Annotated in this window: 24 protein-coding genes; 11 read left to right on the plus strand and 13 right to left on the minus strand. The window is 53.0% G+C overall.

From position 1 onward, the window contains the following. Positions 1–100 precede the first annotated feature (100 nt). Together J3P35_RS07315 and J3P35_RS07320 are read right to left on the minus strand one after the other, a co-directional pair. On the minus strand, positions 101–514 hold the full coding sequence (locus tag J3P35_RS07315; protein ID WP_210463671.1) for a hypothetical protein: 414 nt from the start codon (positions 512–514) through the stop codon (positions 101–103). 87 nt (positions 515–601) lie between these two features. Then, a complete protein-coding gene (locus J3P35_RS07320; RefSeq protein ID WP_210463672.1) occupies positions 602–1,840 on the minus strand; it encodes an HD domain-containing protein in 1,239 nt (412 codons plus the stop codon). 144 nt (positions 1,841–1,984) lie between these two features. On the opposite strand from J3P35_RS07320, the gene porX reads away from it, so the two are divergent. The 3 genes from porX to J3P35_RS07335 are packed head-to-tail and all read left to right on the plus strand — an operon-like array spanning position 1,985 to position 5,220. Beyond that, the gene (gene porX, locus J3P35_RS07325; RefSeq protein ID WP_210463673.1) at positions 1,985–3,547 is read left to right on the plus strand and encodes a T9SS response regulator signal transducer PorX; all 1,563 of its coding nucleotides are present in this window, start codon (positions 1,985–1,987) and stop codon (positions 3,545–3,547) included. Then, positions 3,540–4,016, plus strand: coding sequence for a tRNA (adenosine(37)-N6)-threonylcarbamoyltransferase complex ATPase subunit type 1 TsaE (tsaE, locus tag J3P35_RS07330; RefSeq protein ID WP_210463674.1), 477 nt, complete (start codon positions 3,540–3,542; stop codon positions 4,014–4,016). Before porX ends, tsaE begins: the two co-directional genes overlap by 8 nt. After that, positions 3,994–5,220, plus strand: coding sequence for an alanine dehydrogenase (locus tag J3P35_RS07335; RefSeq protein ID WP_210463675.1), 1,227 nt, complete (start codon positions 3,994–3,996; stop codon positions 5,218–5,220). The genes tsaE and J3P35_RS07335 overlap by 23 nt, the downstream gene beginning before the upstream one ends. Before the next feature lie 454 nt (positions 5,221–5,674). Here the strand turns inward: J3P35_RS07335 and J3P35_RS07340 are convergent, their stop codons facing one another. From J3P35_RS07340 to J3P35_RS07355, 4 genes are all read right to left on the minus strand, one after another. Continuing rightward, positions 5,675–6,586, minus strand: a complete 912-nt coding sequence (locus J3P35_RS07340; protein WP_246850016.1) for a flavin reductase family protein — start codon at positions 6,584–6,586, stop codon at positions 5,675–5,677. Between the two features lie 242 nt (positions 6,587–6,828). Then, positions 6,829–8,106, minus strand: coding sequence for a fumarylacetoacetase (fahA, locus tag J3P35_RS07345; protein WP_210463676.1), 1,278 nt, complete (start codon positions 8,104–8,106; stop codon positions 6,829–6,831). 172 nt (positions 8,107–8,278) lie between these two features. Further along, the gene (locus J3P35_RS07350; RefSeq protein WP_210463677.1) at positions 8,279–8,548 is read right to left on the minus strand and encodes a NifU family protein; all 270 of its coding nucleotides are present in this window, start codon (positions 8,546–8,548) and stop codon (positions 8,279–8,281) included. Between the two features lie 4 nt (positions 8,549–8,552). Next, the gene (locus tag J3P35_RS07355) at positions 8,553–9,656 is read right to left on the minus strand and encodes an Mrp/NBP35 family ATP-binding protein (protein ID WP_210463678.1); all 1,104 of its coding nucleotides are present in this window, start codon (positions 9,654–9,656) and stop codon (positions 8,553–8,555) included. Between the two features lie 207 nt (positions 9,657–9,863). Between J3P35_RS07355 and J3P35_RS07360 the strand changes: the two genes are divergently transcribed. The 7 genes from J3P35_RS07360 to J3P35_RS07390 all read left to right on the plus strand — a co-directional run bounded on the left by J3P35_RS07360 (position 9,864) and on the right by J3P35_RS07390 (position 17,366). Continuing rightward, on the plus strand, positions 9,864–10,415 hold the full coding sequence (locus J3P35_RS07360) for an META domain-containing protein (RefSeq protein ID WP_210463679.1): 552 nt from the start codon (positions 9,864–9,866) through the stop codon (positions 10,413–10,415). Between the two features lie 79 nt (positions 10,416–10,494). After that, a complete protein-coding gene (locus J3P35_RS07365) occupies positions 10,495–10,965 on the plus strand; it encodes a hypothetical protein (RefSeq protein ID WP_210463680.1) in 471 nt (156 codons plus the stop codon). A gap of 69 nt (positions 10,966–11,034) precedes the next feature. Further along, positions 11,035–11,577 carry an META domain-containing protein gene (locus J3P35_RS07370; protein ID WP_210463681.1) on the plus strand — a complete coding sequence of 181 codons (543 nt, stop codon included), beginning with the start codon at positions 11,035–11,037 and terminating at the stop codon, positions 11,575–11,577. 210 nt (positions 11,578–11,787) lie between these two features. Beyond that, a complete protein-coding gene (gene dnaG / locus J3P35_RS07375) occupies positions 11,788–13,782 on the plus strand; it encodes a DNA primase (RefSeq protein ID WP_210463682.1) in 1,995 nt (664 codons plus the stop codon). Then, positions 13,779–14,807 carry a potassium channel family protein gene (locus J3P35_RS07380; RefSeq protein ID WP_210463683.1) on the plus strand — a complete coding sequence of 343 codons (1,029 nt, stop codon included), beginning with the start codon at positions 13,779–13,781 and terminating at the stop codon, positions 14,805–14,807. Before dnaG ends, J3P35_RS07380 begins: the two co-directional genes overlap by 4 nt. 375 nt (positions 14,808–15,182) lie before the next feature. Continuing rightward, a complete protein-coding gene (locus J3P35_RS07385; RefSeq protein ID WP_210463684.1) occupies positions 15,183–16,385 on the plus strand; it encodes a bifunctional 3,4-dihydroxy-2-butanone-4-phosphate synthase/GTP cyclohydrolase II in 1,203 nt (400 codons plus the stop codon). A gap of 276 nt (positions 16,386–16,661) precedes the next feature. Then, on the plus strand, positions 16,662–17,366 hold the full coding sequence (locus tag J3P35_RS07390) for a hypothetical protein (RefSeq protein ID WP_210463685.1): 705 nt from the start codon (positions 16,662–16,664) through the stop codon (positions 17,364–17,366). 110 nt (positions 17,367–17,476) lie between these two features. On the opposite strand, the gene J3P35_RS07395 is transcribed toward J3P35_RS07390, so the two are convergent. The 7 genes from J3P35_RS07395 to J3P35_RS07425 all read right to left on the minus strand — a co-directional run bounded on the left by J3P35_RS07395 (position 17,477) and on the right by J3P35_RS07425 (position 24,304). Then, a complete protein-coding gene (locus J3P35_RS07395) occupies positions 17,477–18,253 on the minus strand; it encodes an ABC transporter permease (protein WP_210463686.1) in 777 nt (258 codons plus the stop codon). Then, entirely contained in the window at positions 18,250–19,152 is a 903-nt protein-coding gene (locus J3P35_RS07400; RefSeq protein WP_210463687.1) for an ABC transporter ATP-binding protein, read from the minus strand. Before J3P35_RS07400 ends, J3P35_RS07395 begins: the two co-directional genes overlap by 4 nt. Before the next feature lie 172 nt (positions 19,153–19,324). Further along, complete coding sequence (locus J3P35_RS07405) at positions 19,325–20,710, minus strand: M56 family metallopeptidase (protein WP_210463688.1); 1,386 nt, start codon at positions 20,708–20,710, stop codon at positions 19,325–19,327. 1 nt (position 20,711) lies between these two features. Then, on the minus strand, positions 20,712–21,077 hold the full coding sequence (locus J3P35_RS07410; RefSeq protein ID WP_210463689.1) for a BlaI/MecI/CopY family transcriptional regulator: 366 nt from the start codon (positions 21,075–21,077) through the stop codon (positions 20,712–20,714). 360 nt (positions 21,078–21,437) lie between these two features. Then, the gene (locus tag J3P35_RS07415; RefSeq protein ID WP_210463690.1) at positions 21,438–23,189 is read right to left on the minus strand and encodes a M14 family metallopeptidase; all 1,752 of its coding nucleotides are present in this window, start codon (positions 23,187–23,189) and stop codon (positions 21,438–21,440) included. 136 nt (positions 23,190–23,325) lie between these two features. Further along, positions 23,326–23,757 carry a hypothetical protein gene (locus J3P35_RS07420; RefSeq protein WP_210463691.1) on the minus strand — a complete coding sequence of 144 codons (432 nt, stop codon included), beginning with the start codon at positions 23,755–23,757 and terminating at the stop codon, positions 23,326–23,328. A gap of 106 nt (positions 23,758–23,863) precedes the next feature. Further along, complete coding sequence (locus J3P35_RS07425) at positions 23,864–24,304, minus strand: DoxX family protein (RefSeq protein WP_210463692.1); 441 nt, start codon at positions 24,302–24,304, stop codon at positions 23,864–23,866. A 194-nt stretch (positions 24,305–24,498) separates the two neighbouring features. On the opposite strand from J3P35_RS07425, the gene J3P35_RS07430 reads away from it, so the two are divergent. After that, a complete protein-coding gene (locus J3P35_RS07430) occupies positions 24,499–25,314 on the plus strand; it encodes a pentapeptide repeat-containing protein (RefSeq protein WP_210463693.1) in 816 nt (271 codons plus the stop codon). Positions 25,315–25,430: the final 116 nt, after the last annotated feature.

A 25,430-nucleotide genomic window follows, 5' to 3' on the forward strand; every position in this document is an offset into this window, starting at 1 on the left:
ATTGAAAAAGCCGCTGCCTGTTTCGGAGCTGTTTTCTTAAAAACAAACCCAAAACAGGCAGCGGCAAAATCATCGGCTATCCAAAGCCGAAACAGATTAATCAGGCTGGTTCTACCAGGGTGCCCTTGAGCCAGGCGAAAGCCTCAGAGTAGTCTGTAAAAGTGCGCAAATCGATAGGGAAACGCAATTCCTGCCTAGCTTCTTCCACTTTGTTTTCGCGGGTGGAATTGGGCGTAAGGATGCGGGCCATCTTCTCCAACCTGGTCTGCATGAGGTTTTGCCCAAATTCTTTGATGACTTCTTTGTACTCGGCGCCGGGTATATCCAGAGAGGCGCGGCTGGAGTCAATCAACAGTTTCTTGATATCGTAGCTCTTGATGTGGTCTACCAATATTTGAAGTGCCTGCCGTATCTCTGGAACCAGAAAGTCTTGGATATCGGGCCACTTGATGAACAGAATGTCAGTGGCGGGGTCATAGTCTAGGGTGATTAAGCCACTCTGGTAAATGATCATGGACTAGCTAAGGCGTTAGGTGCGTTTGTGATGGTTGGCTGTTTTAGGCTTGTTTTCGGGAAAATAGGTCTAAAATAGGAAAGACAGTTAAAGGCTCATGCGCGTGATTTCCTTGGGATAGCACACGTAGTATTTCTCTACTTTCTTACTCAAAGCCTGAATATTGGGCAAGTCTGAGGCTTTGGCCACGTCCACCACCAGGCTTGCTTTTGTGAGCACGTTGATGTTCTCGCCGCCAGATTCATAAGCGTTGTTGCTGATCTTGCCTTCCACCACCATGTAGTGTGCCTCCTCTGGGGAAATGTTAAAGTGCTCCTGCGCCAGTTCGCGTACGCCCACCAGGAACTCTATGTCAAACGGGGTAGGGGAGAGCATGATCTTGAAGAGCTTCCGCTCCAGCATGGAGGTTGACAGGTAACTCAGGATACTGTCGGGGTGTTCTGCCCAGGCTTTGATGGCGCTCCAGACATCGTAGTCATCCAGAGACACAAAGCGTTTCATAATGCTGGGGTCCCGCTCAAAATCCAAAATGGAGAGGCTCTCGCGCAGGAAGAACTGCAGGTTGGGGCTAGCGGGTACGTGATCGCCGCGCCGGGTAAGTTCACGGGCACGTTGCATGATCTTCATTACCATCTGCTCGGCGCTGGTCACGGTCTTATGCATGTATACCTGCCAGTACATGAGGCGGCGGCTCACCAGGAAACTCTCAATAGAGTAAATGCCCTTTTCCTCCACCACTAGTTGGTCTTCATGCACATTCAGCATCTTCAACAGTCGGTCGGCGCCAATCTTACCTTCTGATACACCCGTGTAGAAGCTGTCTCGGTTGAGGTAGTCTAGGCGGTCTACGTCCAGTTGGCTGGAAACCAGCTGGTGGAAGAAGTGCCGGTGGTAATTATCGGTGAAGATGTCAATGGCCAGTTGCAGGCGGCCGCCGAACTCCTGGTTCAAGAGTTCCATGAGGTGCAGCGAGATGCGTTCATGCGGCACCTGGTCAAAGATGGCGGTCTCCAGCGCGTGCGAGAAAGGACCGTGGCCTACATCGTGCAGCAGAATGGCCGCCATGGAGGCTTCGCACTCTTTATCGGTAATGATGTTATCTTTGCCGGCCAGGCTCTGCAGGGCTATGTTCATGAGGTGCATGGCGCCCAGGGCGTGATGGAAACGGGTATGCAAAGCCCCGGGGTATACAAACTCAGTCAACCCCAGCTGCTTTATCCGGCGCAGGCGCTGGAAATAGGGGTGTTGGATGATGTCAAACAGCAGGTCAGACGGAACTGTGATAAAGCCGTAAACCGGATCGTTAAAGATTTTTTTCTTATTCAAGATAACTTAGTTCTTGTAGTGTCCGTTGTCGGTAAATGTAGCATTATGTAAATTCTACGGAAAGTGGCCTGGAAAGGCGAATTTTCCGGAAGAGCCGCTGGATGCGCAAGCCTAAACACAAGCTATGAAAACCAATAACTAGCCATGCAAAGATATACTATTTTGTGGGCGGACGACGAGATTGACCTTCTCAAGCCCCATATTCTCTTCTTACAGGAGAGAGGTTACGACATTACTCCCGTGAACAGCGGAGCCGATGCCGTGGAGAAGGTGCAGGAACAAACCTATGACCTTGTTTTTCTGGATGAGAACATGCCTGGCCTGAGTGGTCTGGAGGCCCTGGGTGAGATCAAAGCCGCGCGGCCCACACTGCCGGTGGTCATGATCACCAAGAGCGAGGAAGAGCACATCATGGAAGAGGCCATCGGGTCTAAAATCGCCGATTACCTCATCAAGCCTATCAACCCCAACCAGATCCTGCTTTCCGCGAAGAAGATCCTGGACAACCGCCGCCTGGTGGAGGAAAGAACCAATAGCTCCTACCAGCGCGATTTCCGCACGCTGGGGATGGCCTTTGGTGAGCGCCTGAGTTACCAGGAGTGGGCCGATGTTTACAAGAAACTGGTGTACTGGGAACTGGAGATCGCAGATACCGCGGGCAAAAGTATGGCCGAGGTCATCAACATGCAGAAAGACGAGGCCAACACCAACTTCGCCAAGTTCATCATGGACAACTACGAGGAGTGGGTGAACGATGAGACCGATGAGATTCCGCTCATGAGCCACCGCATCTTCAAGGAGCGCGTGTTCCCCATGATGAAGGAGAGCGACACCCCGGTGTACTTTGTCTTGATAGACAACCTGCGCTATGACCAGTGGAAGGTGCTGGAGCCCATCATCACTGATTATTTCAACGTGGAGCATGAGGAGATGTATTACTCTATTCTGCCTACCACCACGGCCTACGCCCGTAACGCCATCTTCTCCGGCATGCTGCCCGCTGATATCGCCAAGCGTTACCCCAACCTGTGGGTTTCTGACGATGAGGAGGAAGGCAAGAACCTGCACGAAGAGGATTTCCTGCAGATCCAGTTCCAGCAGAATAAGGTGAATGACAAGTTCAGTTACCACAAAATCACGAACAACACAGCAGGGAAAGAACTTCTGTCAAAGTTCAGCAACCTGGACAATAACAAGCTCAACGTGATTGTCTACAACTTCGTGGACATGCTCTCCCACGCCCGTACCGATATGCAGATGATCAGGGAACTGGCCGCAGATGAAGCCGCTTACCGGTCGCTCACCCGGTCCTGGTTCCTGCACTCGCCGCTGTTTGACACGCTCAAAGCCATCGCCGATAAGAAAGGCCGCCTCATCATCACTACTGACCACGGTACCGTGCGCGTGAAAAAGCCGTTCAAGATTGTGGGCGACCGCAACACCAACACCAACCTGCGCTACAAGCACGGCAAGAACCTGGGCTTCACCGAGAAGGATGTACTGGTATGCCGCAAGCCGGAGCGTTTCCACCTGCCCAAAAGCAACGTGTCCACGGCCTACGTCTTCGCTATGAACGATGACTTCTTTGCCTACCCTAACAACTACAACTACTACGTGAACCACTACAAAGACACTTTCCAGCACGGCGGGGTGTCTTTAGAGGAGACCATCATTCCATTTATAACGCTTTCTCCTAAAAATGCCTGAGCCAGCAGCGCGCCAGAAAACTATTAATATTCTCACAAAAGCGGATTTACCCCGGGCCGCCGCCGAATTATTGTCATTTATCGGACAAAAAAAGATAATTTTGTTTGAGGGTGACATGGCGGCCGGTAAAACCACCTTTATCAAGGCGATATGCGCCCAGAAAGGAGTCCGGGAGCCGGTCAGCAGCCCCACGTTTTCCCTCGTGAATGAGTACGAGGCAGCCGATGGGGAACTCATTTACCATTTTGATTTTTATAGGATCGAAAACGAGGCCGAGGCATTGGACATCGGGGCGCTGGAGTACTTCAGCTCCGGGCATCTATGCCTCATTGAGTGGCCGTCTAAGGTAACTGACCTGTTGCCCCAGGAGGGGGTGGAGGTAACCATTGCAACCGGAGAAGCCGAAGAGGCGCGTATTATTAGTTTGAGAGTATATGATGGAGGAAATGACGGAGAAGACCGGGTTTGAGGCCCTGACCAAGGCTACGGCCCGTGGTCTCATGCCCAAAGAGTCCATGCTGGCGATAGAAACCCGCAAGCGGAATCTTTTTATTGGTATCCCCAAGGAGTCTTCTTTACAGGAAAACCGTATCGGGCTTACCCCGGAGGCGGTAAAGCAGCTGACAGACCACGGCCACGAGGTATGGATTGAATCTGGGGCCGGCGCTCCCTCCAAATACTCAGACCACGAGTTCTCAGAGGCCGGCGGGCTCATCGTGTACTCCACCAAAGAAGTCTACGAAGCTGATATCCTGCTCAAGATCGCGCCGCCCACCTTAGCAGAGATGGATTACTTCAAACCGGGCCAAACTCTTATTTCGGCGCTGCAGATAGGTTCTCTCACCTCTGAATACATCAACGCGCTGGCCCGCAAGAAAATCAACGCCATCTCTTTTGAGCTGCTCAAAGACAAATCAGATACCAAACCCGTGGTGCGGGCCATGAGCGAGATTGCCGGCAGCACCGTCATGCTGATCGCAGCCGAGTACCTGAGCAGCAGCAATGAGGGCAAAGGCGTGATTCTGGGCGGCATCACCGGCGTGCCGCCTTCCAAAGTAGTGATTATTGGGGCCGGAACCGTGGCCGAGTACGCCACCCGCGCCGCCCTGGGTCTGGGTGCCGAGGTAAAGGTGTTCGACGATCATCTGTATAAACTGCGCCGCCTGAAACAAAACGTAGGCACCCAGCTGTTCACCTCCACCTTGGACCATACCATCCTCCACAAAGAAATCCAGGATGCCGATGTAGTCATTGGAGCCGCCATTGCCGAGGATGGTCAGGTGCCCTGCATGATCTCTGAGGATGTGGTAGCCAAGATGAACCCTGGCTCCGTGATCATTGACGTGAGCATTGACGAAGGCGGCTGCTTTGAAACCTCTGAGATGACTACCCACAAGCGGCCGGTATACCGGAAGTATGACGTGATCCATTACTGCGTACCCAATATTCCGTCCCGGGTGCCCCGCACCGCCACCAAAGCCCTGAGCAACATTTTCACGCCCATGTTCCTGGAGATCTCCAAATACGGCGGCGTAAATGAAGCCCTCTTCACCCACGAGCATTACCGTAGCGGCGTCTACATCTACAAAGGCAGCCTCACCAACGCTTCCATCGCGAAGAAATTCAACATGCGCTACAAAGAACTAAGCCTGATGATTGCCGTGCGCAATTAGTCCATCAGTACTTGAATTAGCCGCAGGTATTTATAACCGAAAAGCTGTTTTAGGCCTCCTTTCTTGAAAAGGTGCTTAAAACAGCTTTTTGCTTTTATGGTATTAACATGTAGAAAATGTAGGGGCAATCCCTTGTGGTTGCCCTTTTGTTTGCCAACACAAAATAGGTTATTGGAAATAACCCAACAACGAAACACGCATTCCGTCCCCCTTTGAAGGGGGTAGGGGGATGACAAAGACGCTGGAAGAACCGCTCTACTCTTGACACGGATAAAGGGCAACCACAAGTGATGGCCCCTACATTGATCAGATACCGTCTGCCTCATACCGTGGAGACAAGGCGTGCCTTGTCTCTACAATGAATATTTCTCTCATCCTTGCAATGCCGCGTTCAGCAAGATTTGAGCTAAAGACGTTTTAAGCCTGTTTTTGGATAATTAGCAGCAAAACAGAATTAGGAGTTTCCCTTTGAGGAAAGAGTCAAAAGTGCTTTCCAGGCTTCTGTTACCCGGCCTTCTTCCAGGAACTGTTGGGCTAAAAGATGGATTTGGCGTTCTGCCTCTGGCGGGTTGTTTTGGTGCTTGTGGAGCAGGTAAGCGTAAAGGGGATCTTTGGTGAAAGCTTGTACTTCTTCTTGTGTGGGTAGGGAAGAGGTGTTGCCAAGCCGGGCGAGGTTGTTGCCGGTGAGTACGGGGCTTTGCCGAATGTGGACGGGCAATTGGTCTATGCCAATGCCCTGGTTCTGCAACGGTTTGGGCAGCTCAAACAGGCAATCTCCCTGCGCCCGGAGATACCAGTTGCCGCCCAGGCGAGCCACGGCATCCAGTTTGAATGGATCAATGGTTTTGCCATCGGCGCCGATCACTTCCTCTTGTACGTGCAGGAGAACGGCTTCGCAGATTACCAGGTTGGCAGCCCCGCCTTTATCTCCAATTGGTTTTACCTCCAGCACTTTGCATTCAAAGGCGGCAGGAGTCTCGGCTACGCGGGGCGGTTTTACCATAGTGGAGGCCACGGGAGTAAGGCCAGACTTCACGAACTCATCCACGCCCTTGTCATACTCTGTGCTGGCCAAAGACATCTGCTCTACAATAGCGTAATTCCCGATGTTGATGACCACTTCGCCCGTTTCCAGCACATTGTCCAGCGTATGTTTGCCGGTGTTGTCCCGTACCCGGCGGGCGGGCGAGAAAATAAGAATCGGCGGATTAGACCCAAAGCAGTTGAAAAAGCTAAAAGGGCTCAGGTTCACGTTCCCTTCTTTGTCTACCGTGCTGGCAAAAGCAATAGGCCGCGGCGCAATAGCCCCCAGCATGAGACTATGGAATTCACCGGTAGATATTTCTTTGGGGTCAAAAGTTCTCAAGGCAGATTTGGAGATTTGAAGATGAGGAGTTTTGAAGATGTGGAGATTGCTTCCCTTTTTGTCATCCTGGAAGGATCTTGTGGGCGAATTAGAAAAGCGGCCTTTATTGCGTTGATCATCAAGCAGCCATAACAGAGCTTATGAAGATTTATGCCTGGATGTTTCTGACTTTACATCTGCACATGCCTTATTGCCGTTCGCTCACAAGGTCCTTTCAGGATGACAGGAGGAGGGTGCCTCATCTAAATAGCAGGTAGAATCTGGGTGCGTACTTCGCCGAAACCTACCCTGATGCCGTTTTTCTCGGCGTAGCCGCGCATGGTGATGATGTCGCCGTCGTGGAGGAACTTGCGTTCTGAGCCATTGGGCAGGTGGAGGGGTTGCGTGCCGCGCCAGGTCAGTTCCAGCATGGAGCCGTAGGAGTCTGGGGTAGGACCGCTGATGGTACCGGAGGCGTATAGGTCGCCCACTTCCAGGTTGCAGCCATTGATGGTGTGGTGTGCCAGCTGCTGGTTCATGTTCCAGTACATGTGTTTGAAGTTAGACCGGCAGATCACGGTTTCTTCTGGCAGGCTGGGTGCCTGTAAGGTTACCTCCAGGTTGATGTCCAGGTTCTTGTGGCCGCTGTACTCCAGATAGGGCAGTACCCTGGGCTCCTGCACCGGTCCCGCTACCCTGAAAGGCTCCAGCGCATCTAGGGTCACTACCCAGGGCGAGATGGAAGACGCGAAGTTCTTGGCTAGAAATGGCCCCAGCGGCACGTATTCCCAAGCCTGAATGTCTCTGGCCGACCAGTCATTGAACAAAACCAGCCCGAAAATATATTCCTCCGCCTCTAAGGTGGTGAGGGAAGTGCCTAACTCGGTGGGCTGACCCGTGATAAAGGCTACCTCTAACTCAAAATCCAGCTGTTTGGTGGGCCCGAAGACCGGAAAATCGGCATCGGCGGGTTTGGTCTGTCCTTTGGGCCTTCTGATAGGCACGCCGGAAGGCACAATGGAAGATGCGCGGCCGTGATAACCCACCGGCAGGTGTTTCCAGTTGGGCAGCAGGGCGTTGGCCGGGTCCCGGAACATGGAGCCCACGTTGGTGGCGTGTTCCATGCTGGAGTAGAAATCTGTGTAGTTGGGCACCCGCACGGGCATGAGCATCTGCACGTCTTTCTGCTTCAGGAGGCACTCGGCCATGAGGACGCGGTTGTCCCTGATCTCGGGGTTGTCGTTGCGGAGCAGTTCTGAGATGCGGCCGCGTACCTGCCGCCAGATGGTGCGGCCCAGCGCCATGAAGTCATTGAGGTACGGCCGGTGGAACACGGTAGGGTCTTCCACGTCCAGCATGTCAAAAAGGCCGTGCTGCGTGAGCACGTACACGTCCAGTACATACTCGCCAATGGCCACGCCTACCCTGGGGTCCCGGTCCTGTGCCTCAAAAATCCCGAAGGGCAGGTTCTGAATCTGGAAATCACTGTTAGGGGCAATCTGAATCCAGGAGTGCAGCGAGGGGTCATTGGCGGTTAGCATGGTGGTAGGGAACGGTGGTCAGGCAAAGATAAAAAGTCTGGGAGAAAAGGGAAGAGGCTTTCTCTTTTTGCCTCAGTTTACGCACAATAGCCCCAAAACAAAAAGCCCGCCGGGTACAGACGTCAAAAAACATCTGTACCCGGCGGGCCTGTATCTGGTAAAAGCGGTTTGCCTAAACGTCCATGGGGGTGAGGTTCACGGCCTGGATGCCTTTGATCTCTGGCACGGCGCGCATGATGGCTTGCTCAATGCCGCCCTTGAAGGTCATGGCAGACATAGGGCAGGAGCCGCAGGCACCCATCAGTTCCAGCACCACCACCCGTTCTTCCGTGATGTCCAGGACTTTCACATCGCCTCCGTCTGTTTTCAGGTACGGGCGAATGGAGTCCAGGGCCAGCTCTACCTGCTGGATTAAAATCTCTTTTAATGCGATCTCTGCCATTATCTTACGCTTTAATTTCTACTACTTTGGTTTTGCCCAGACTGGCGTTCCTCACGGATACCTGCCGGGCCACTTCCTGCGCTACGCCTTCAAAAGCCTGCGAGGCGGGTGAGCCTTCCTGCAGGATCTGCGGCGTGCCCTGGTCACCGCTCTCGCGGATGCTCTGCACCAACGGAACCTCGCCGATGAACGGAACGCCGTAGCGTTCTGCCAGGTCGCGGCCGCCGCCTTGCCCAAAGATATAATATTTATTCTCTGGAAGCTCAGCCGGGGTGAAGTACGCCATGTTTTCCACCAATCCAAGGATTGGCACGTTGATCTGCGGCTGCCGGAACATCTGCAAACCTTTCACAGCATCGGCAATGGCAACTTTCTGTGGGGTAGTCACAATGATGGCACCCGTTACCGGTACTGTCTGTACCAACGTCAGGTGAATGTCGCTGGTTCCCGGAGGCAGGTCAATGAGCAAATAATCCAGTTCGCCCCAGTCTACCTCGGTGATGAACTGCTTCAGGGCAGAGCTGGCCATTGGGCCGCGCCATACCACCGCGCTCTCGGCCGGGGCCAGAAACCCGATGGACATGAGCTTGATGCCGTACTTCTCAATAGGCTCAATAAGGTTGCGGCCATCGGGCATGCGGTACACCGCCGGACGGGCATCTTCCACCCCAAACATGGTAGGCACCGATGGACCGGAGATATCAGCATCCACCAGACCAACTTTAGCGCCTGATTGGGCCAACGCCACGGCCAGGTTTGAGGTCACCGTAGACTTGCCTACGCCACCTTTACCGGATGCCACGGCAATGATGTTCTTCACGCCTTTGAGCAAAGCCTGGTTGTCTTGCCGCGCCGAGGTCACGCGGGAGGTCATGTTCACCGTCACGTTCGCATCCTTGTCCACCATGGTGTGGATGGCTCTGATGCAGGCGTTGCGGATCAGGTCTTTGAGCGGACAAGCCGGGGTAGTCAGGATCACGGTGAAGGCCACGTCCAGACCGTTTATTTGCACGTCCTCAATCATGTTCAGGGTCACCAGATCCTTGCCCAGGTCTGGTTCCTCTACATAGCTGAGGGCTTTTAATACGTCTTCTTGGGTAATTGCCATAGGTTCTACAGCGCTAAAAAATCGCTTATACAAAGATACACACTATCTGTTTAACAAGCTACCAGAAGCCGTTTTAAGGCCGGTTTCCTAAAAGTAAGGCCGAAAAGAGAATTTGTGAAAAGGCCCGTGCAACCATTGAAGCCGGAGAGGGGTCATGAAGACAAAGGCCATATCCTGGGTTTGAGAATAAAACTTATAAACTCCCCTATGATGCGTTTAGGTAAACCCCATTTCCGGCAAGTAAGATCCGCCCTGGTTCTTTTGAGTACCATCCTGGTTTTGGGCTGTTCTGACGCTTCTGAAGATCCTGCCCTTTCTTTGCAAGGTTCCTGGATGCTGTCACAGGTAGAGCCTATGGCCTACAACAATTATGCGGCCCCAGACCTGAGCATGTGCGCTGACCTGGTCTTCACCAAAGAGGAGGAGCCCGCAGAATCTAACCGGTTGTGGGGCTACAAAATGAGCGGGGAGATGCCCGTAAATTCTTATCAGGGGAACTACCAAGCATCACAGGATGCGCTTTACAACCAGGCCGGCGAGATAGACTTTGTAAACCTGGGAAACACTGAAGTGGCGGCTGCACCTCCTGTTAAGCAATTTGAAGCCTATTACCTCCAGACCTTACAGGACGTGGATAAGTTTGAGGTGAAGAACGATGTGCTCACGCTTTGGGTATCTGGGAAAAACCAGAAACTGGTGTTTGTGAGAGGAGCCTCCTCGTGCGGGAAAACAATTGATCTGTTTGGGGCTTCTTTTTAAAGAATATGACTTAAACGGGGCAAGGTAAAGTACCTCATTTACACTTTCAATTAACTGTCAAAACCTATAGCGGATATCTATGAAACGGTTACTGTTTTACTGTTTGGGACTGATGACCTTACTGGGCTGCGAGCCAGAAGACCAGTCTCCCTTTGAGCCGGATTATCTGGTGTTCGGGCATTTTTACGGTTTTTGCGGCGGCGAGCAGTGTGTGGAGATCTTCAAGATACAGGGCGGTCAGCTCTATGAAGACACCAAAGACCAGTACCCCAACAGGAATGGACCTTATGACGGTAATTTCGTGCGGAAGAGCGAGGTCTTGTATGAAAAGGTAAGGGATTTGCCTTTCAATTTCCCGCCGCGGCTGCTTCTGGAAAACGATACCATCATTGGTATGCCCGATGCTGCAGACGGGGGCGGCATTTACCTGGAGATCAGCAAAGATGGGCAACGGCGGTATTACTTCATAGACAAAACCAGGTACCAGGTCCCCGATTACCTGCACCCTTACCTGGACCAGGTAGAAGCCGCCATTAATGAGTTGAAGTAATGAATCAGTCGCCAGGAATCAATTTTACTGCACCATATTCTATATTCTATCGTCCTAAATTTAACCACTATGCAAACTCCCCTAAAAAACCTTTTCCCTTTGCTGACGGTGTCTCTGTTGCTGGTTCTGCTCACCGGCTGTTGGGAGAAAGATGATCCGGTTCCTGAAGACAAAGATCTCTTTGGCTCCTATGTTTTGCAGTACATAGAACTGCCGCAGGAAGGCGGTGGCGTCACCCGGGTAGAAGGCCAGAACATCCGGTTACATCTCACCAATGTCTCAACCTACCAGCAGGCCAACGAGCCCTTTGCCTATGATCTGAACGGCGATATGCTGGTGAACCAGTATTTCGGGCGGTACAACATCACGGGTGCTCCCATTGTGCCCTCAGATGATCCGCTGGACCAAGTGCTGGAGGTACGCCAAGTGGGCACCACCAAGGTAGGCGGTACCCCAGAGCAAATGGCCTTGGAAGAGCTCTACCTGAGCGCGCTGGAAGAGGTGAACCTGTCCCGCCTAAGCAATAACGGGAACCAGTTGGTTTTTCACTCCCGGTACCAGAACGCCCGCCTGTTTTTCGTGTCCCCAGAGTATTGCTCTCTCCCCCAATAAGTAAACGCTTTTTCATAGAAGGACTGTTTAGGGCTGTATTCCTAAAATCAGCCCTGAAACAGAAGTAGACTAACGCCAGCCTTTTAGGTTGGCGTTTTTATTATCCCTGGCTGAAATCGTCTACTGCAGCCTCAATCTGGAAGTGCTTACCATCTGAAACCAACCCCAAAATCTGTATCTTTGTCTACCGCCTAATTTTCCTGAGTACCCATGGCCCTGATAAAGAAAGAAGTTGTTGACCAGATCATCCTGCAAGCCGACATAGTGGAGGTAGTGGGGGATTTTGTGAGTTTGAAGAAGAAGGGCCAGAACATGTGGGCTTGCTGCCCGTTCCACCATGAAAAGTCCCCCTCCTTCAGCGTAGCGCCTAACAAAGGTATCTACAAGTGCTTCGGTTGCGGAAAGGCCGGTAACTCGGTGCAGTTTATCATGGACATTGAGGGAACCAGCTACGTGGAGGCGCTCAAGTACCTGGCCAAGAAGTACAGCATTGACATTGAGGAAGACCAGAGCCCGGCGGCAGTACAGGCCCAGAACGAGCGTGACAGCCTCTACATTCTATCTGACTTTGCGAAAAAATACTACGTAAACGCCCTCCACAAGCACGACGAGGGACAGAGCATAGGCGCGCCGTACTTCAAGCAACGGGGCCTCTCGGCGGCTACCATCCAGAAGTTTGAGCTGGGCTACAGCCTAGATTCCTGGGACGATTTCACCAAGGCGGCCCTGGAAAAAGGCTACCAGCTGAAATACCTGGAAGAAACCGGCCTCACCATCGTCAAGCAGGAGGAAGGCAAGCAGTATGACCGTTTCCGGGGGCGGGTGATGTTCCCCATCCACAACGTCTCGGGCCGCACCATCGGGTTTGGCGCGCGTACGCTTAAGACCAACGACAAGAAATCACCCAAATACGTCAACTCACCGGAGTCGCCTATCTACCACAAAAGTGATGTGCTTTACGGCATGTACCAGGCTAAGCAGGCCATCCGGCAGGAAGATAACTGTTACCTGGTGGAAGGTTACCTGGATGTGCTCTCGCTGCACCAGGGCGGTATTGAGAACGTAGTGGCCTCCTCGGGAACATCGCTGACCGAGAACCAGATCAAGCTCATCGGGCGGTACACCAAGAACATCACCGTTTTGTATGACGGTGACCCCGCGGGGATTAAAGCCTCTTTACGAGGAATCGACCTCATTCTGGAAGGCGGCCTGAACGTGAACGTGGTCTTGTTTCCCGACGGCGATGACCCGGACTCCTATATCCGGAAGGTAGGGGACACCGCTTTCAAGGAGCACCTGACCAAACACAGCCAGGATTTTATCTCCTTCAAGTCTGAGCTCTACGCCCAGGAAGCCAAGGACAACCCGGTCAAGAAAGCAGATGCCATCCGGGAGATGGTGGTCTCCATCGCCAAGATCCCAGATGCGATCAAGCGCTCGGTGTTTTTAAAGCAGTGTAGCATTCTGTTCGGGATAGACGAGCAGGTGCTTATCTCTGAGTACAACAAAATCGCCTTAACGGAGCAAAAGAACTCCCGGACGCAACAATCGCAGTCCTCTTCTTACAGTTCCGCCCCGGCTTCCTACGCGCCCGGTTCCTTTGAGGAGATGGCCGCTGAAGCCGAAGCCGCCGCTGCCGCGGAGGCCGCCATGTACGAGGAGGAAGACCAGCAGGAAACCGGCCAGAACGATTTGCTGCGCACCCGTGAGCGCGAAGTGATCCGGTTCATCCTCAATTACGCCGACAAGGAAGTGGAGGAGGGCCTTACCGCGAGCCAGTTCATGCTGGGCGAGCTGGAAGACATTGAGTTTAAGACCCCTATTTATAAAAAGCTGTTTGATCTGTGCCGCCTCAAACTGGAGCAAGGGTTTCTGCCCACCGCCTCTGAGTTCATGCAGCACGAGGAAAAAGAGATCCGCACGGAGGTGGTGGACCTGCTCAGCGAGAAGTACGAGCTGAGCAAAGGCTGGGCCGTGCACGAGATTATTGTGCCGCACGAGAGCGACCTAGTTTCCTACGGCTCTGAGCGCGAAGTGCTGCGGCTTAAGTGGCGCAACGTGCAGCTCATGATCAAGGAACAGATGGACAGCCTGCCCCGCCTCACCGATGCCCAGGAACTGGACAAAACCCTGCGCACCATCAAGGCCCTGAAGGAATTTGAGAAACAGATTGCAGATTTACTAGGCATAGTGGTAAGCAGATGAACTGGCGGCGCCTGAGACTGTACCGGTTCATGTTGGCCTTCGGGCTGATCATGGCCAGTCTGGTGTTGGGCGTCTGCGTGTACCACCTCCTGGAAGGTTACTCCCTGGGAGAGGCCTTCTACATGACGGTGATTACGGTCACTACCACGGGGTTTCAGGAGGTACAGCCGCTTTCTGAAAAAGGACGCCTGTTCACGGCCTTTTACCTGCTGCTCAACGTCTGCATCATCGCCTACACGGTATCGGTGATTACCACGTATCTGTTTGAAGGCGAACTAAAGGCCCTCTGGAAAAACTATATGAACGAACGGGAAATAAAGCGCTTCTCCGGCCACGTCATTGTCTGCGGCTACGGCCGGAATGGCTCCAAAGCCACCCGCGACCTACTGTCCTGCGGCGAGCAGATAGTGGTCATTGAGAAAGACCCAGAGCTTCTGAAAGGCCACCATGGCCGGGGCGATGAGAAGGTGAACTTCCTCAACGGCAACGCCACCGAGGATGAGTTGCTGGAGCGGGCGGGCGTGCGGCAGGCCAAAGCGCTCATCTCCACCCTGCCCACCGATTCTGACAACGTCTTTGTGGCGCTCACCGCCCGGGGCCTGAACCCAAACCTGCAGATTGTGGCCCGCGCCTCAGAGAAAACCACCCAGCAGAAACTCATCAGGGCCGGGGCCGATTACGTGGTCATGCCAGACGAGATTGGCGGCAGCTACATGGCCAGCCTCATCACCCAACCCGAGGTCATCCACTTTCTGGACCTTTTGAACGGCACCGGGACCAAAAAAATGCACCTGGAAGAAGTGCACCTTGACCAGCTTCACCAGGACCTGCGCGGCCTTTCCATCCAGGAACTGGACATCCGCAACCGCTCCGGCGCCACCCTCATCGGGCTTAACCGCAACGGCAACGAGTTCCTGGTAAGCCCCGATGCCGAAACCTGTCTCCAGGCCGGCGATGTGTTGATTCTGCTGGGTTCCCATGCCCAGATCCAGAACTTCACCCGACTCTTCTACAAAAACGGGTAACATTGCGTTCTTGGGTCATTTCCAGTCAACAATGGTAAAGCGGTTTTGGGGCTGTTTTTCAGAAATCAACCTCAAAACCATTTGGCTTGCTGAATTGAATGCCTGAACGCCTTCCGCTTCTTTCTGTTTATTACCTTTTACAGCTGAGCCTTTCATTTATCCTTCGCTTCCGGAGAAGGGCCAGTTTCCTCTAGAAATTTCCGGTTCTTTGTCACCAAACCCCGCACGTAATTGTTTCATCTATAGCAGGTATAACAAGCGTTAGTGCCTTGCCGCTGCATGAACGCACAAACCCGTCAAAATCCGCTATCTTTGCGCGCATGAAGGCGGGCGCAGCCGAACTTTATCGCTTGCCGCATAGTAGAAGAAAACACCATGTTAGATAGAATAGAAGACGCAATAGAAGATATAAAAGCCGGGAAAGTAGTGATTGTGGTAGATGATGACGACCGCGAGAACGAAGGCGACTTTATCTGCGCCGCGGAGAAAATAACTCCCGAGATTGTCAACTTTATGGCTACCCACGGCCGCGGCCTCATCTGCGCCCCCCTCACCGAGGAACGCTGCGATGAACTGGGCCTGGAACTGATGGTGGGCCGCAACACCGCCCTGCACGCCACCCCTTTCACCGTATCCGTTGATTTGCTGGGCCACGGCTGTACCACGGGTATCTCGGCCTCTGACAGAGCCAAGACTATCCTGGCGCTCGCCGACCCCAAAACCGATCCGGCCTCTTTGGGCAAACCCGGGCATATATTCCCGTTGCGCGCCCGCAAGGAAGGCGTGATCAGGAGAGCCGGCCATACCGAGGCAGCTGTGGACCTGGCCAAACTGGCGGGCCTGTCGCCCGCAGGAGTGCTGGTGGAGATCATGAACGAAGACGGTACCATGGCCCGCATGCCCGATCTGGAGAAAGTAGCCGAGCGTTTCAACCTCAAGCTGATCTCTATCAAAGACCTCATCAAGTACCGCCTGCAGAAAGAGAGCCTCATTGACCGCGAGATCGCCGTGGAGCTGCCTACTGACTGGGGCGATTTTGACCTGTATGCCTACACTCAGCGCAGCAATAACGCCAAACACCTGGCCCTGGTAAAAGGCAGCTGGGAAGAAGACGAGCCTATTTTGGTGCGGGTGCACTCTTCCTGCGTCACCGGCGATATCTTCGGGTCTTGCCGCTGCGATTGCGGTCCGCAGCTGCACAAAGCCATGCAGATCATTGAGCGCGAAGGCAAAGGCGTGATTGTGTACATGAACCAGGAAGGCCGCGGCATCGGGCTCCTGAACAAACTAAAAGCCTACAAGCTACAGGAGCAAGGCCTGGACACCGTAGAGGCCAACCTGCAACTGGGTTTTGGGACTGATGAGCGGGACTACGGCGTGGGCGCCCAGATCCTGCGGGACTTGGGGGTAACCAAAATGCGGCTCCTCTCCAACAACCCCCGGAAACGGACCGGCCTCATAGGCTACGGACTGCAAATTGTGGAGCAGGTGCCCATTGAGATTGCACCCAATGAACATAACCAGCGGTACCTCACTACTAAACGGGATAAGCTGGGTCACTTAATCTTGAAAAAGTAAAAGAAGCAAAAAGGCGGGGGATTTTCTTCCGCCTTTTTGCTTTTAAAGAACACAAGGTTTCTAATGTTTCCCTTTTTAAGTATATTTAATTGAACACAGGGCCAAGCAGAAGAACCAGAGCAAATTAAGGCTTTAGTGCCCAATCTAAGCCATACAAGAAAATACCTGCATTTGCGTTATAAAGTACTGGGAATAAGACAACCTTCTCAGTTTTTCAAAGTATATTTTTTAAAGAAGCGTATATCATTTTATTTGGAGAAGTATAAAGAAATGAAGATGATGGTAAGAAAAGCGTGTGGGCTTTTGGTAATAGTTTTCCTGTGGGCAGCCAACGCGATGGCGCAATCCACCGGTTTGGTGGATGAGTGGCCAACCGGCAGGGTGTATTTGGCCAACGGGGATTCTATCAGCGGGAAAATCACGTATCACCGGTCAGAAGACATGATCAGGGTGAACAAGCCGGACGGCTCAGTGGTGGCGTACTCACCCATCGCGGTGCGGGGGTTTGAGGCTGTGGACAATGACGGCCGTTACCGCCGGGTGTTTGTAACCCAACGCTGGAACCTGGGCAATGACTACAGTGATTTCCTGGCCCCGGCTTTCTTTGAGCAGATCGTGATTGGGAACTATGGCCTACTTAAGCGTGAAACCATGACCCGCCGTGATGTGAGCCGTGACGCCATGTACAGAGGAGGCTATTATCCTTACGGAGGCTACGGAAGGTACCCTATGGGTGGCCCCATGTACGTAGACCAGCGCCTGGATAATTTTTTCATCCTGATGCCCAGCGGCAAGGTGAAAGAGCTCCGCAACGTGAAGAAAGACCTGGAAGTGATCTACGGCAAGAAAAACAGCCAGATGAAGCAGTACGTGAAGCAGAACAAACTCAAGTACACCAGCCTGCCTGATCTAGCCAAGATTGTGAGCTACCTGGGTGCCATTTCCCAGCCTGAGGTAAAAACCACTGCCGTAGACCAATAAGCGCTTTGGTAAAACATAACCACCCATAAACAACAGAACGCCCCGTTAACCTAAGTTAGCGGGGCGTTCTGCTTTAAAGGTATTATCCTGAAAATAGGCCTGAAACGGCTTTACAGATCGCGGGAGCGGAGTAGTTGGTAGGAGAGGAAGCAGAAAAGCGTCACGTACAGCACCACCGGCATTAAGGCCTGCATGGGGGTAAGGACTTCGGAAGCGCCCAGAATCAGTTGCTCCACCTCGGCGTGGGGGTTAGGCGTAAGCGCGCCCAGAGATTTCATGGGAAAGTATTGGTCTATCCCGTCCGGGGTTTTCCACTGGATCAGCCTTTCCACCACCAGCGTGTAAGCCATGAACAGCATAATGGCCAGACCGGTTTTCCTGACCAGAAACGCTATGAACATAGCCAGAGACATGTAACCCACCAGTTGCACCAGGTAATAGAAAATAGCCTGCACGTTGGTGAACATGGAGGTTTCGTTTCCGGTGTTGTTTCCGTAGAATAGCCCAAATCCGAGGCCCAAAAAGACCACATATACCGCGAGCAGGGCCGCGAGCAAAAGAATGACGCTGTACTTAGCCTGCACCAGGTTGGCGCGCGAGAAACCGTCAATCACCTGTTGTCGCAACGTGCGGAAAGCGTATTCGTCAGAGACAAGGATGATGATGAGAATGCCGGGAATGAGGTTGAGGAAACTGGACACATAGGCCAGGTGCATCCACAGCTTGGGAAATTGGTAGAGTTCGGCACCGGCCATCTGCCCGTTCACCATCACGTTGCCCCGGGCGTAGAAGAAGACGAAAAGCAGAAAGCACTGCAATACCAACAGTACCCAGAAGGTGGAGTAAGGCAGCAGTTTACGGAGTTCTATTCTTAAAAGAGAGGTCATACAGAATCGGCTTTGATGATTTCCAGGAACTGGCTTTCCAGGCTTTTCTTGCGCACCACCAACTGGCCCAGCGCAATACCCTGGGAGAAGAAGGCGCGGTTCAGCTCAGAACTGTCGGTCTCCGGTTGAAGTGATAGTTGCAGTTGCTGGTTTACGGGGCGGGCATCGGTCACGAAGGGCAAGGTGCGGGCTATCTGCAGCAATTGGTCCAGCGAGGCACCGCCGCTGATGAACACCAGGTCATTGGCCGCCATGATAGAAGAAACGGGCCCTTGGGCTTTGAGCTTGCCGCTGCGCAGCACCGCCATGTGGGTGCAGACTTTCTCCACCTCGTCCAGCAGGTGACTGGCCAGGATAATGGTTTTGCCCTGCGCCGCGATGTCAATGATAAGTTGGCGCACCTCGGCAATGCCTTCAGGGTCCAGGCCGTTCGTGGGCTCATCCAGCACCAGCACCTCGGGGTCACCCAAAAGCGCGGCCCCGATGGCCAGGCGCTGTTTCATGCCCAGCGAGTAGCCCTTGAACTTGTCTCCCCGGCGTTGGGCCAGGCCTACGGTCTGCAGCACCCCCGGAATGCGGGCGTGGTCCACGCGTTTCACATCGGCGGTGATGCGCAGGTTTTCTTCGCCGGTAAGGTAAGGGTAGAAATTGGGGGTTTCCAGCAGGGCGCCTATGCGGCGTTTGGTGCTTTGAGAGGCGGGCTGCCCGAACCACTGGTAAGTCCCGGCGCTGGCATTTATCACGTCCAGCACAATGCCCAGGGTGGTGGTTTTCCCGCTGCCGTTGGGTCCCAGCAATCCGTAGATGCTGCCCTCGGGTACTTTAATGGTCAATTGGTCCAGGGCCTGCACCGCGCCGTAGCGCTTGCTCAGTCCCTGAATATCTAAAATGTCTGCCAAATCGGTCTTGGTTCAAAAGGTTGATGCACAAAGCTAGAAGGATTTGTCAGAATTGCGTGAAGGAGGGGGTGTTTAAAACAGAAAGCCCACCAGCTATAGGGGGGCTTTCTGTTTTAAACCTGTTTTCCTGAAACTGCCGCTGAAACAGACAGGAGTTCAGGGAAGCGACCGGCTACTTGTCTCTTTTGGTTTGGACCGGTGGCGGAGGAGGCGGTAGTTTGCCGTATTTTTTCTCAAAGGCAGCTCTTCCTGATGGGGTGTTGTCAAAGCTCTCTACTTCGCCAGACTTGTCCACCACGTAAATGCTTTCGTCGCTGATGCTCAACCCTTGAACCTTGGGGTTCCGCTGTCTGAAATCCTTCGTGACGTCTACGTTGAAAGGCGGTGGCGGAGGGGGCGGGGCTAGAGCCGCATCCGGGGCCAAGGGAGGCGCTGCCGGATCTGCCGGTACCGGAGGGGGTGGCGGCGGAGCAGGGAGGGTGCCGTATTTTTTCTCCAGGGCGGCAATACCCTCAGGGGTGTTGGCGTACTGCTCTGTTTTCCCCGATTTAAGGTTCACAAAGACTGTTTCATTGCTCCACCTCAGGTCCTTCACCATGGGGTTGCGTTCCATAAAGGTGCCATACTGGTCCTGCGGCTCCTGGCCAATGGATACTTGCTCCTGCGGAAGCATTTCTCCCAGCTCGGCGCTGGAACCCGCAATGCCATGGCAGGCGAGCAGCCCCGAGAGCAGCAAGGGAACAACCGCCACGAAACGGAATTTCTGGGCTTTGCCAGAAGGGGTTTTGTTCATCATCATGATTCGGTGTTTTAAAGATGGATAACTGAAAGAGGAGGTAAAGGAAAGCGGGGCCGCACCCGTGGTTTGCAGGAGCGAGAACTGGTATTGTTTGCGGTCAATGCCGGCTTGCAGGGTCTGGTGATCAGTGAGGAACTCTAGGTTCTGTTTCAGGTCCTGGCCCAGGAGCCACACCACGGGGTTAAACCAGTTGAAAAGCGTGGTGAGCTCCATGAGCAGGATATCCAGCGTATGCCACTGCCGCACGTGGGTATGCTCATGCTCCAGAATGGGCAGCCAGTCTTTGGGCGGGTGCTGACCGGGGTTGAAGTAAATGGCCTTCCCGAAGGAAAACGGCGCCAGGTCAGTCTCAATCTGCCGGTAACGGATGCCCCCGTACGTAGCATATCCAGATTTCCGGTGGATGTTGTACAACGACGCCATCTGCACCACCAGCCGCACGGCCATCACGCCCACCCCCAACCAGAAGAGCCCCACCGGAACAAGCCAGAAATCAAAACCAGGCCTTTCCGTTGCCAGGGTTTGCGGCATTTGCCAGGTTTTTGAGAAGCTCTGGAGGGTCTGGTAGATCTGTTGTTCCTTTTTGAAAAACCGGGTCAAGTCAATCAGCGGGAGCAAGGCGGGAACCACAAGGCCTGTCAGCAAAAACAGCCTATTGAGTTGATGGAACGTGGTTTGCCGCAACACCAGCCGGTAAGTGGCGTAGAACAAGGCCAGGCCCACGTTCACTTGCAGAAGATAGAGGAGAAGTGCTGGCATATCATTCAGACTTTTGGTTCTCAATCATGTCCATGATCTCTTTCAGTTCCTGCGGGCTGAGCTGTTTCTCCTTCACGAAGAACGCCACCAGCTCTTTGTAGGAGTTCTGGAAGTAGTTGCCCACGAAGCCCTTCATGAACTTCTTCTTGTATTCCTCGGCTTTGATGAGCGGCGCGTAGCGGTAAGTATTGCCCAGTTTCTCGGCCTGCACGAAGCCTTTCTTCTCCAGGTTCTTCACCGTAGAGGCTAGGGTGGTGTAAGGCGGTTTGGGCTCCGCAAGTTTGTCCAGGAAGTCCTTGATAAATCCGCCCTCCGTTTCCCAGATCACCTGCATGGCGTCCTCCTCCTGTTGTGTCAGTTTCTCCATAGCTGCATTATTTACGACTGTTTCGTAATTTTACGAAAATTTCGTAATAAAGTATCATTTAAGGAGAAATATTTTTCAGCGGAAATGAAAAAGCCTCTTTCTGTGGTGGAAAGAGGCTTTTTCATTTGAAGTAAGAGGTAAGCCAAAGCCTGGAATTCACCACCTTTAATCATCTCCCATATTTGTCATCCTGAAAGGATCTTGTGTGCGAACCGTAATAGTGGCTGTTCTTTATCTTTCTAGTTTGTCACCAAGATCTTTCCAAGATGACAGAAGGGGAATAAGTAAGGGCAAAAAAAGAACCCTAAAACCATTCAGGGTTTTAGGGCTCTTCTACAAAAATCGGCTTAAAACAAAGGACTATTGCACCGGCAATGCCCCGCCTGTCCAGCGGGCAACCGGGTAGCGCATGTGGGTGTTCTCGTAGTGCGGGGTGTTGCGGTACACGAAGTTAAGTTGGGCCTGTGCACTTTTGGCCAGCGACGGGTCTTTGGCTTTGGCCTCTTCCAGGGCGGCTTTCAGTTTGGGGTCTTTCCGGAGGTAGTCCGCGGCAAGATCCTCGAACACGTAGGCTGAGAAATGCTCTTTCTGGCCCAGCATGGAGTCAAAGAAATTCCAGGCAAAATAAGAGTCCGGGGCTTGCGGCTCCAGGGTCTCCACCAGGAAACGGTTGCTCACCTGGTTCAGGTACACTAAGTAGTCGCCGGCGAAGTACTGGATGGGCTGCTGGATTTTACGCACCTGCACATCGGTGTGCAGGTAGTGGCCCTCGTAGGGGCGCTGCCCGGTTTTGTAGTCGGTGATGTAGTAGGTTTCCGGGGTGAGGACGGTGTCTTTGCTCAGGCGCTTGAGTGCCACCTGGTTCTGCTGCAAGCGCTCAACCACCTCGGTCCAGGCCTGGGGAATAATATAGGCTACGGGTTTTGTAACGGTGAGTGTGGGCTTGAACGTGTCAAAGAACTTCACGGGGCGGGTGAACGGCGCCTTACGGTCATAGTACAGGCGCTCCAGACCGGAGACTTCGCTGGCTTTGTATTTGGCCTCAAAGCCTTTGAAGTTGATGGTTTCTACCTGGTTGGTATCGGGTTCCCAGTTCAAGACAAACTGCTGTTGGGTAAGCAAAGCGGCGCGGTCCTGCTGGCGGGCAGTTTGGATAGCCTTTCCGTTTTTGGCGGTGTAATCAAGGAACTCCAACATGAGGTCATAGGTAGAGGCCACGCGCTTGTCAAAGGCCTTGAGCATGTGCGTCTCGGGGATGAAACCCAGGGTCTGGAAAAGGGTGGTGTAGCCGCTGGCGTAGCGGGGCAGGTCGGCGAAGCCAAAGATGCCGGTCTCGGGCGTCTCGCCGCGGGAATTAACGTAAGGCACCAGCGGCCATTTGCGTTTCTCCATGCCTTTATAGAGCGCCGGAATCATCTGTTTTTTCAAAAGCGTGCCCAAAGCGCCGCCCAGTTTGTTGTGCTGCGTGGGGATGAGCGTCATGGTGTACTGGTAATCGGCGCCGTTGCTGGTGTGGTTGTCCACGAACACCTCAGGGTCCCAGGTCCGGAAAATGGTGGCGAAGGTCCTGGCGTTTTTGGAGTCTTCCTTGATGAAATCGCGGTTCAGGTCCAGGTTGCGGGAATTGCCCCTAAAACCGTAGCTCTCGGGTCCGTTCTGGTTTGTGCGGGAATGGCTGTTGCGGTTCAGGGCGCCGCCCACGTTGTAAATGGGGATGATCACCAACACCGTGTTGTCCAGTTGCGCGCGCAGTTTCTTGTTCTGCACCAGGTCACGGGCCAACATCATGGTGGCATCAATGCCCTCAGGCTCACCCGGGTGGATGCCGTTTTGCACCAGTAGCACCGTCTTACCCTTCCGGTGGATGGATTGCGGGTCGAAGTCGCCGTCGGTGGAGATGACCACGGTGTGCAAGGGTTTGCCTACATCGGTCATGCCCACGGGTGTCATCTTGATCTCGGGATAGGCCTCGTCTAGGCGCTGGTAATAATCAATGCACTCCTGGTAAGTGGCGGTCTGGTTGCGGTTGCTTTTCTCAAAAGGGGTGCGCCAGTCGGGTGCCGGCGCCGGGGACAGCAGGGTGCTAAGGGTAGCAAACAGGGTTAAGAGCATGTGGGTTAACGCGAGGTAAATGAAGCGGTAATGTTAGCCATTCTGCGGGAGAAAAGGAAAATAGCCCCCAGATTGTGGGCTTCCTCAGAAGTAGCGTTTCATTTCTAACCCAAGCTGCAGTTTGCCGAAGTCATCTTTAATTAAGGCCGTTTGCTAGAGCATCCGCTCTGTCCTCTTTCACGAAAGTTGGCTCTTTATAATCACCATTGCTGTTTTTTAAAACATTCCGCTCATAGACAACAGGCTCGCCTTTGTACTTATCTATTTCCTTAAGATTGATGGTGATAGTATCGTGAACCTTATTCCTGAAATCCGGGCAAAGGATGAGGAGCTTATCCTCATAAACCTCTATATCCTCTATGTAAGGGGATGAATATGATTCAAAAATTAATTCTTTACTATTTTCTTCTCCTTCAGAGAAATTAATAAGCCACCTGTAGGAAGAAGTGGCACCTCCGTCCAGAACTTCCCAGGTGATTCTGTTGCCGTTCCAGTTAGCTTCTTTTAGCACACGAGGCTCACTACATGATATTAGCAATCCTGAAATCCACAGATACTTTAATTTCATAGTTTCCTTTTACAGCCAACTACCAGATAGTTCAGACTAGTTATTTAATGCCCATTTTCCCAAAACCGCGCCCGAAACAGATAATCGGCCAAAGTCCATGTACTTTTTAGTACAGCCGGTTTTTGGAGGCGTTGCCCAGTAACTTCTCATCCAGGCTGTAGCGGCCGGGGCCAATGAAAAAGAGGCTTAAGAAAAGAATTGCCATCTCCAGCGCGTGCGAGGCCCCGTTGATGCCCTCGCCGGCGGTAAAATGGTGGATGGAGGCCATGACCATGGTAATGAACAGCAGCACTAAGATGGGCCGGAAAAGCAGACCCAGCATGAGGAACAACCCGCCCACGGTCTCGGCGAAAGCCGCCATGAACCCGAAGAAAGTGGCGCCCGAGGTGATGCCAACATTGGCCATGGCCGCACCTACCATGGCCCACATTTCCTTGCCACCCGTGATCTTGGGCCAGCCGTGCAGAATAAACATAAACCCGATGCCGATGCGGAGCAGCAAAAGACCCGCGTGTTGGTAAGGATAATAATTGCGCAAAGGAGCCATGGTTAAAAACAGATTAGGGGGTATCAGTTTTTGAATCGGTTTTACGAAAGAAAAGGAAAAACAGCGAAAGTTAGCCCGGCGGGTGCAACCCCCAGGCAATTCAGCTGTCTGTAGAGTAGAAAGGTTCCTGTCGCGCAGCCGCCTTTGGTCAACCTCATGTGTCAGAATCAACCCAACCTTTAACTTTTACCGCCATGACTAAAAGATTAACCCACCTGCTGTTACTGTTTTTCTTGCTACCTGCCCTGACCTGGGCCCAGACCTCTGTTCCTGCCGCTGAGATTATAGCCAAAATCAACCGCGGCGAGGCCGTTTCTTACCAGAATGCCACCATCACCGGCGACCTTGACCTGACCCAACTGCAGAATAAAACCTCTAAGCAGCAAGAGGGCGGAGGCAAACATGACAGCAAAGTATACACCAGCACGGTGACCGCCCCGGTTTCCTTTACCAACTGCACCTTCCAAGGTAATGTGCTGGCCTACTATAACCCCAACAGCATAGACGGCGACGGCGTTAAAGTGAACCTGCAGAAGGGGAAAGACGAGGTCTACAATACCAATTTTGAGAAAGACGTGCGCTTTGAGAAATGCACCTTTGAGAAACGCAGCGCCTTCAAATACTCTGTTTTCAAGGAGGATGTCTCTTTTGCCGGCAGCACCTTCCAGCGCGAGGCGCTTTTCAAATACAGCAAATTCAACGGGAAAATAGATTTCGCCAAGGCCAGATTCAACGAAGTAGCCAACTTCAAATACGTGAATTTCCCGGCCAAGGCAGATTTCAAAGGCGCCTCCTTCAATGAAGAGGCCGATTTCAAATACGCCTCTTTCCCGCAGGGCGGCGACTTCCAGAACGCGGTGTTCAACAGCCTGGCCAACTTCAAATACGCCAAACTCTCAGACCCCATGCAGTGGAAAGGCGCCTCGTTCAAAGGCAGCCAGGACCTCAAGTACGCCTCCTTGAACCAGAAGTCTTTCAGTGCCGCGGCGCTGCAGGAAAGAATCAAGTAACCTGTCGGCACTTGAAATCCGTTTTAAGCCTCTTTTTAGAAAACCGGCCTTAAAACAGCCATAAGAAAAGCCTGTCAAACAGAAGGGCCTGCAGTGGTGCAGGCCCTTCTGTTTGA

Origin of the sequence: Rufibacter roseolus, from assembly GCF_017916365.1 — a bacterium.
Lineage (GTDB): Bacteria > Bacteroidota > Bacteroidia > Cytophagales > Hymenobacteraceae > Nibribacter > Nibribacter roseolus.

Excerpts from the sequence above, each read along its gene's own strand:
- J3P35_RS07315 (WP_210463671.1), bottom strand. The coding sequence starts at position 514 with ATGATCATTTACCAGAGTGGCTTAATCACCCTAGACTATGACCCCGCC.
- porX (WP_210463673.1), top strand. The coding sequence starts at position 1,985 with ATGCAAAGATATACTATTTTGTGGGCGGACGACGAGATTGACCTTCTC.
- tsaE (WP_210463674.1), top strand. The coding sequence starts at position 3,540 with ATGCCTGAGCCAGCAGCGCGCCAGAAAACTATTAATATTCTCACAAAA.
- J3P35_RS07335 (WP_210463675.1), top strand. The coding sequence starts at position 3,994 with ATGACGGAGAAGACCGGGTTTGAGGCCCTGACCAAGGCTACGGCCCGT.
- fahA (WP_210463676.1), bottom strand. The coding sequence starts at position 8,106 with ATGCTAACCGCCAATGACCCCTCGCTGCACTCCTGGATTCAGATTGCC.
- J3P35_RS07350 (WP_210463677.1), bottom strand. The coding sequence starts at position 8,548 with ATGGCAGAGATCGCATTAAAAGAGATTTTAATCCAGCAGGTAGAGCTG.
- J3P35_RS07355 (WP_210463678.1), bottom strand. The coding sequence starts at position 9,656 with ATGGCAATTACCCAAGAAGACGTATTAAAAGCCCTCAGCTATGTAGAG.
- J3P35_RS07360 (WP_210463679.1), top strand. The coding sequence starts at position 9,864 with ATGATGCGTTTAGGTAAACCCCATTTCCGGCAAGTAAGATCCGCCCTG.
- J3P35_RS07365 (WP_210463680.1), top strand. The coding sequence starts at position 10,495 with ATGAAACGGTTACTGTTTTACTGTTTGGGACTGATGACCTTACTGGGC.
- J3P35_RS07370 (WP_210463681.1), top strand. The coding sequence starts at position 11,035 with ATGCAAACTCCCCTAAAAAACCTTTTCCCTTTGCTGACGGTGTCTCTG.
- dnaG (WP_210463682.1), top strand. The coding sequence starts at position 11,788 with ATGGCCCTGATAAAGAAAGAAGTTGTTGACCAGATCATCCTGCAAGCC.
- J3P35_RS07380 (WP_210463683.1), top strand. The coding sequence starts at position 13,779 with ATGAACTGGCGGCGCCTGAGACTGTACCGGTTCATGTTGGCCTTCGGG.
- J3P35_RS07385 (WP_210463684.1), top strand. The coding sequence starts at position 15,183 with ATGTTAGATAGAATAGAAGACGCAATAGAAGATATAAAAGCCGGGAAA.
- J3P35_RS07390 (WP_210463685.1), top strand. The coding sequence starts at position 16,662 with ATGATGGTAAGAAAAGCGTGTGGGCTTTTGGTAATAGTTTTCCTGTGG.
- J3P35_RS07395 (WP_210463686.1), bottom strand. The coding sequence starts at position 18,253 with ATGACCTCTCTTTTAAGAATAGAACTCCGTAAACTGCTGCCTTACTCC.
- J3P35_RS07405 (WP_210463688.1), bottom strand. The coding sequence starts at position 20,710 with ATGCCAGCACTTCTCCTCTATCTTCTGCAAGTGAACGTGGGCCTGGCC.
- J3P35_RS07410 (WP_210463689.1), bottom strand. The coding sequence starts at position 21,077 with ATGGAGAAACTGACACAACAGGAGGAGGACGCCATGCAGGTGATCTGG.
- J3P35_RS07415 (WP_210463690.1), bottom strand. The coding sequence starts at position 23,189 with ATGCTCTTAACCCTGTTTGCTACCCTTAGCACCCTGCTGTCCCCGGCG.
- J3P35_RS07420 (WP_210463691.1), bottom strand. The coding sequence starts at position 23,757 with ATGAAATTAAAGTATCTGTGGATTTCAGGATTGCTAATATCATGTAGT.
- J3P35_RS07425 (WP_210463692.1), bottom strand. The coding sequence starts at position 24,304 with ATGGCTCCTTTGCGCAATTATTATCCTTACCAACACGCGGGTCTTTTG.
- J3P35_RS07430 (WP_210463693.1), top strand. The coding sequence starts at position 24,499 with ATGACTAAAAGATTAACCCACCTGCTGTTACTGTTTTTCTTGCTACCT.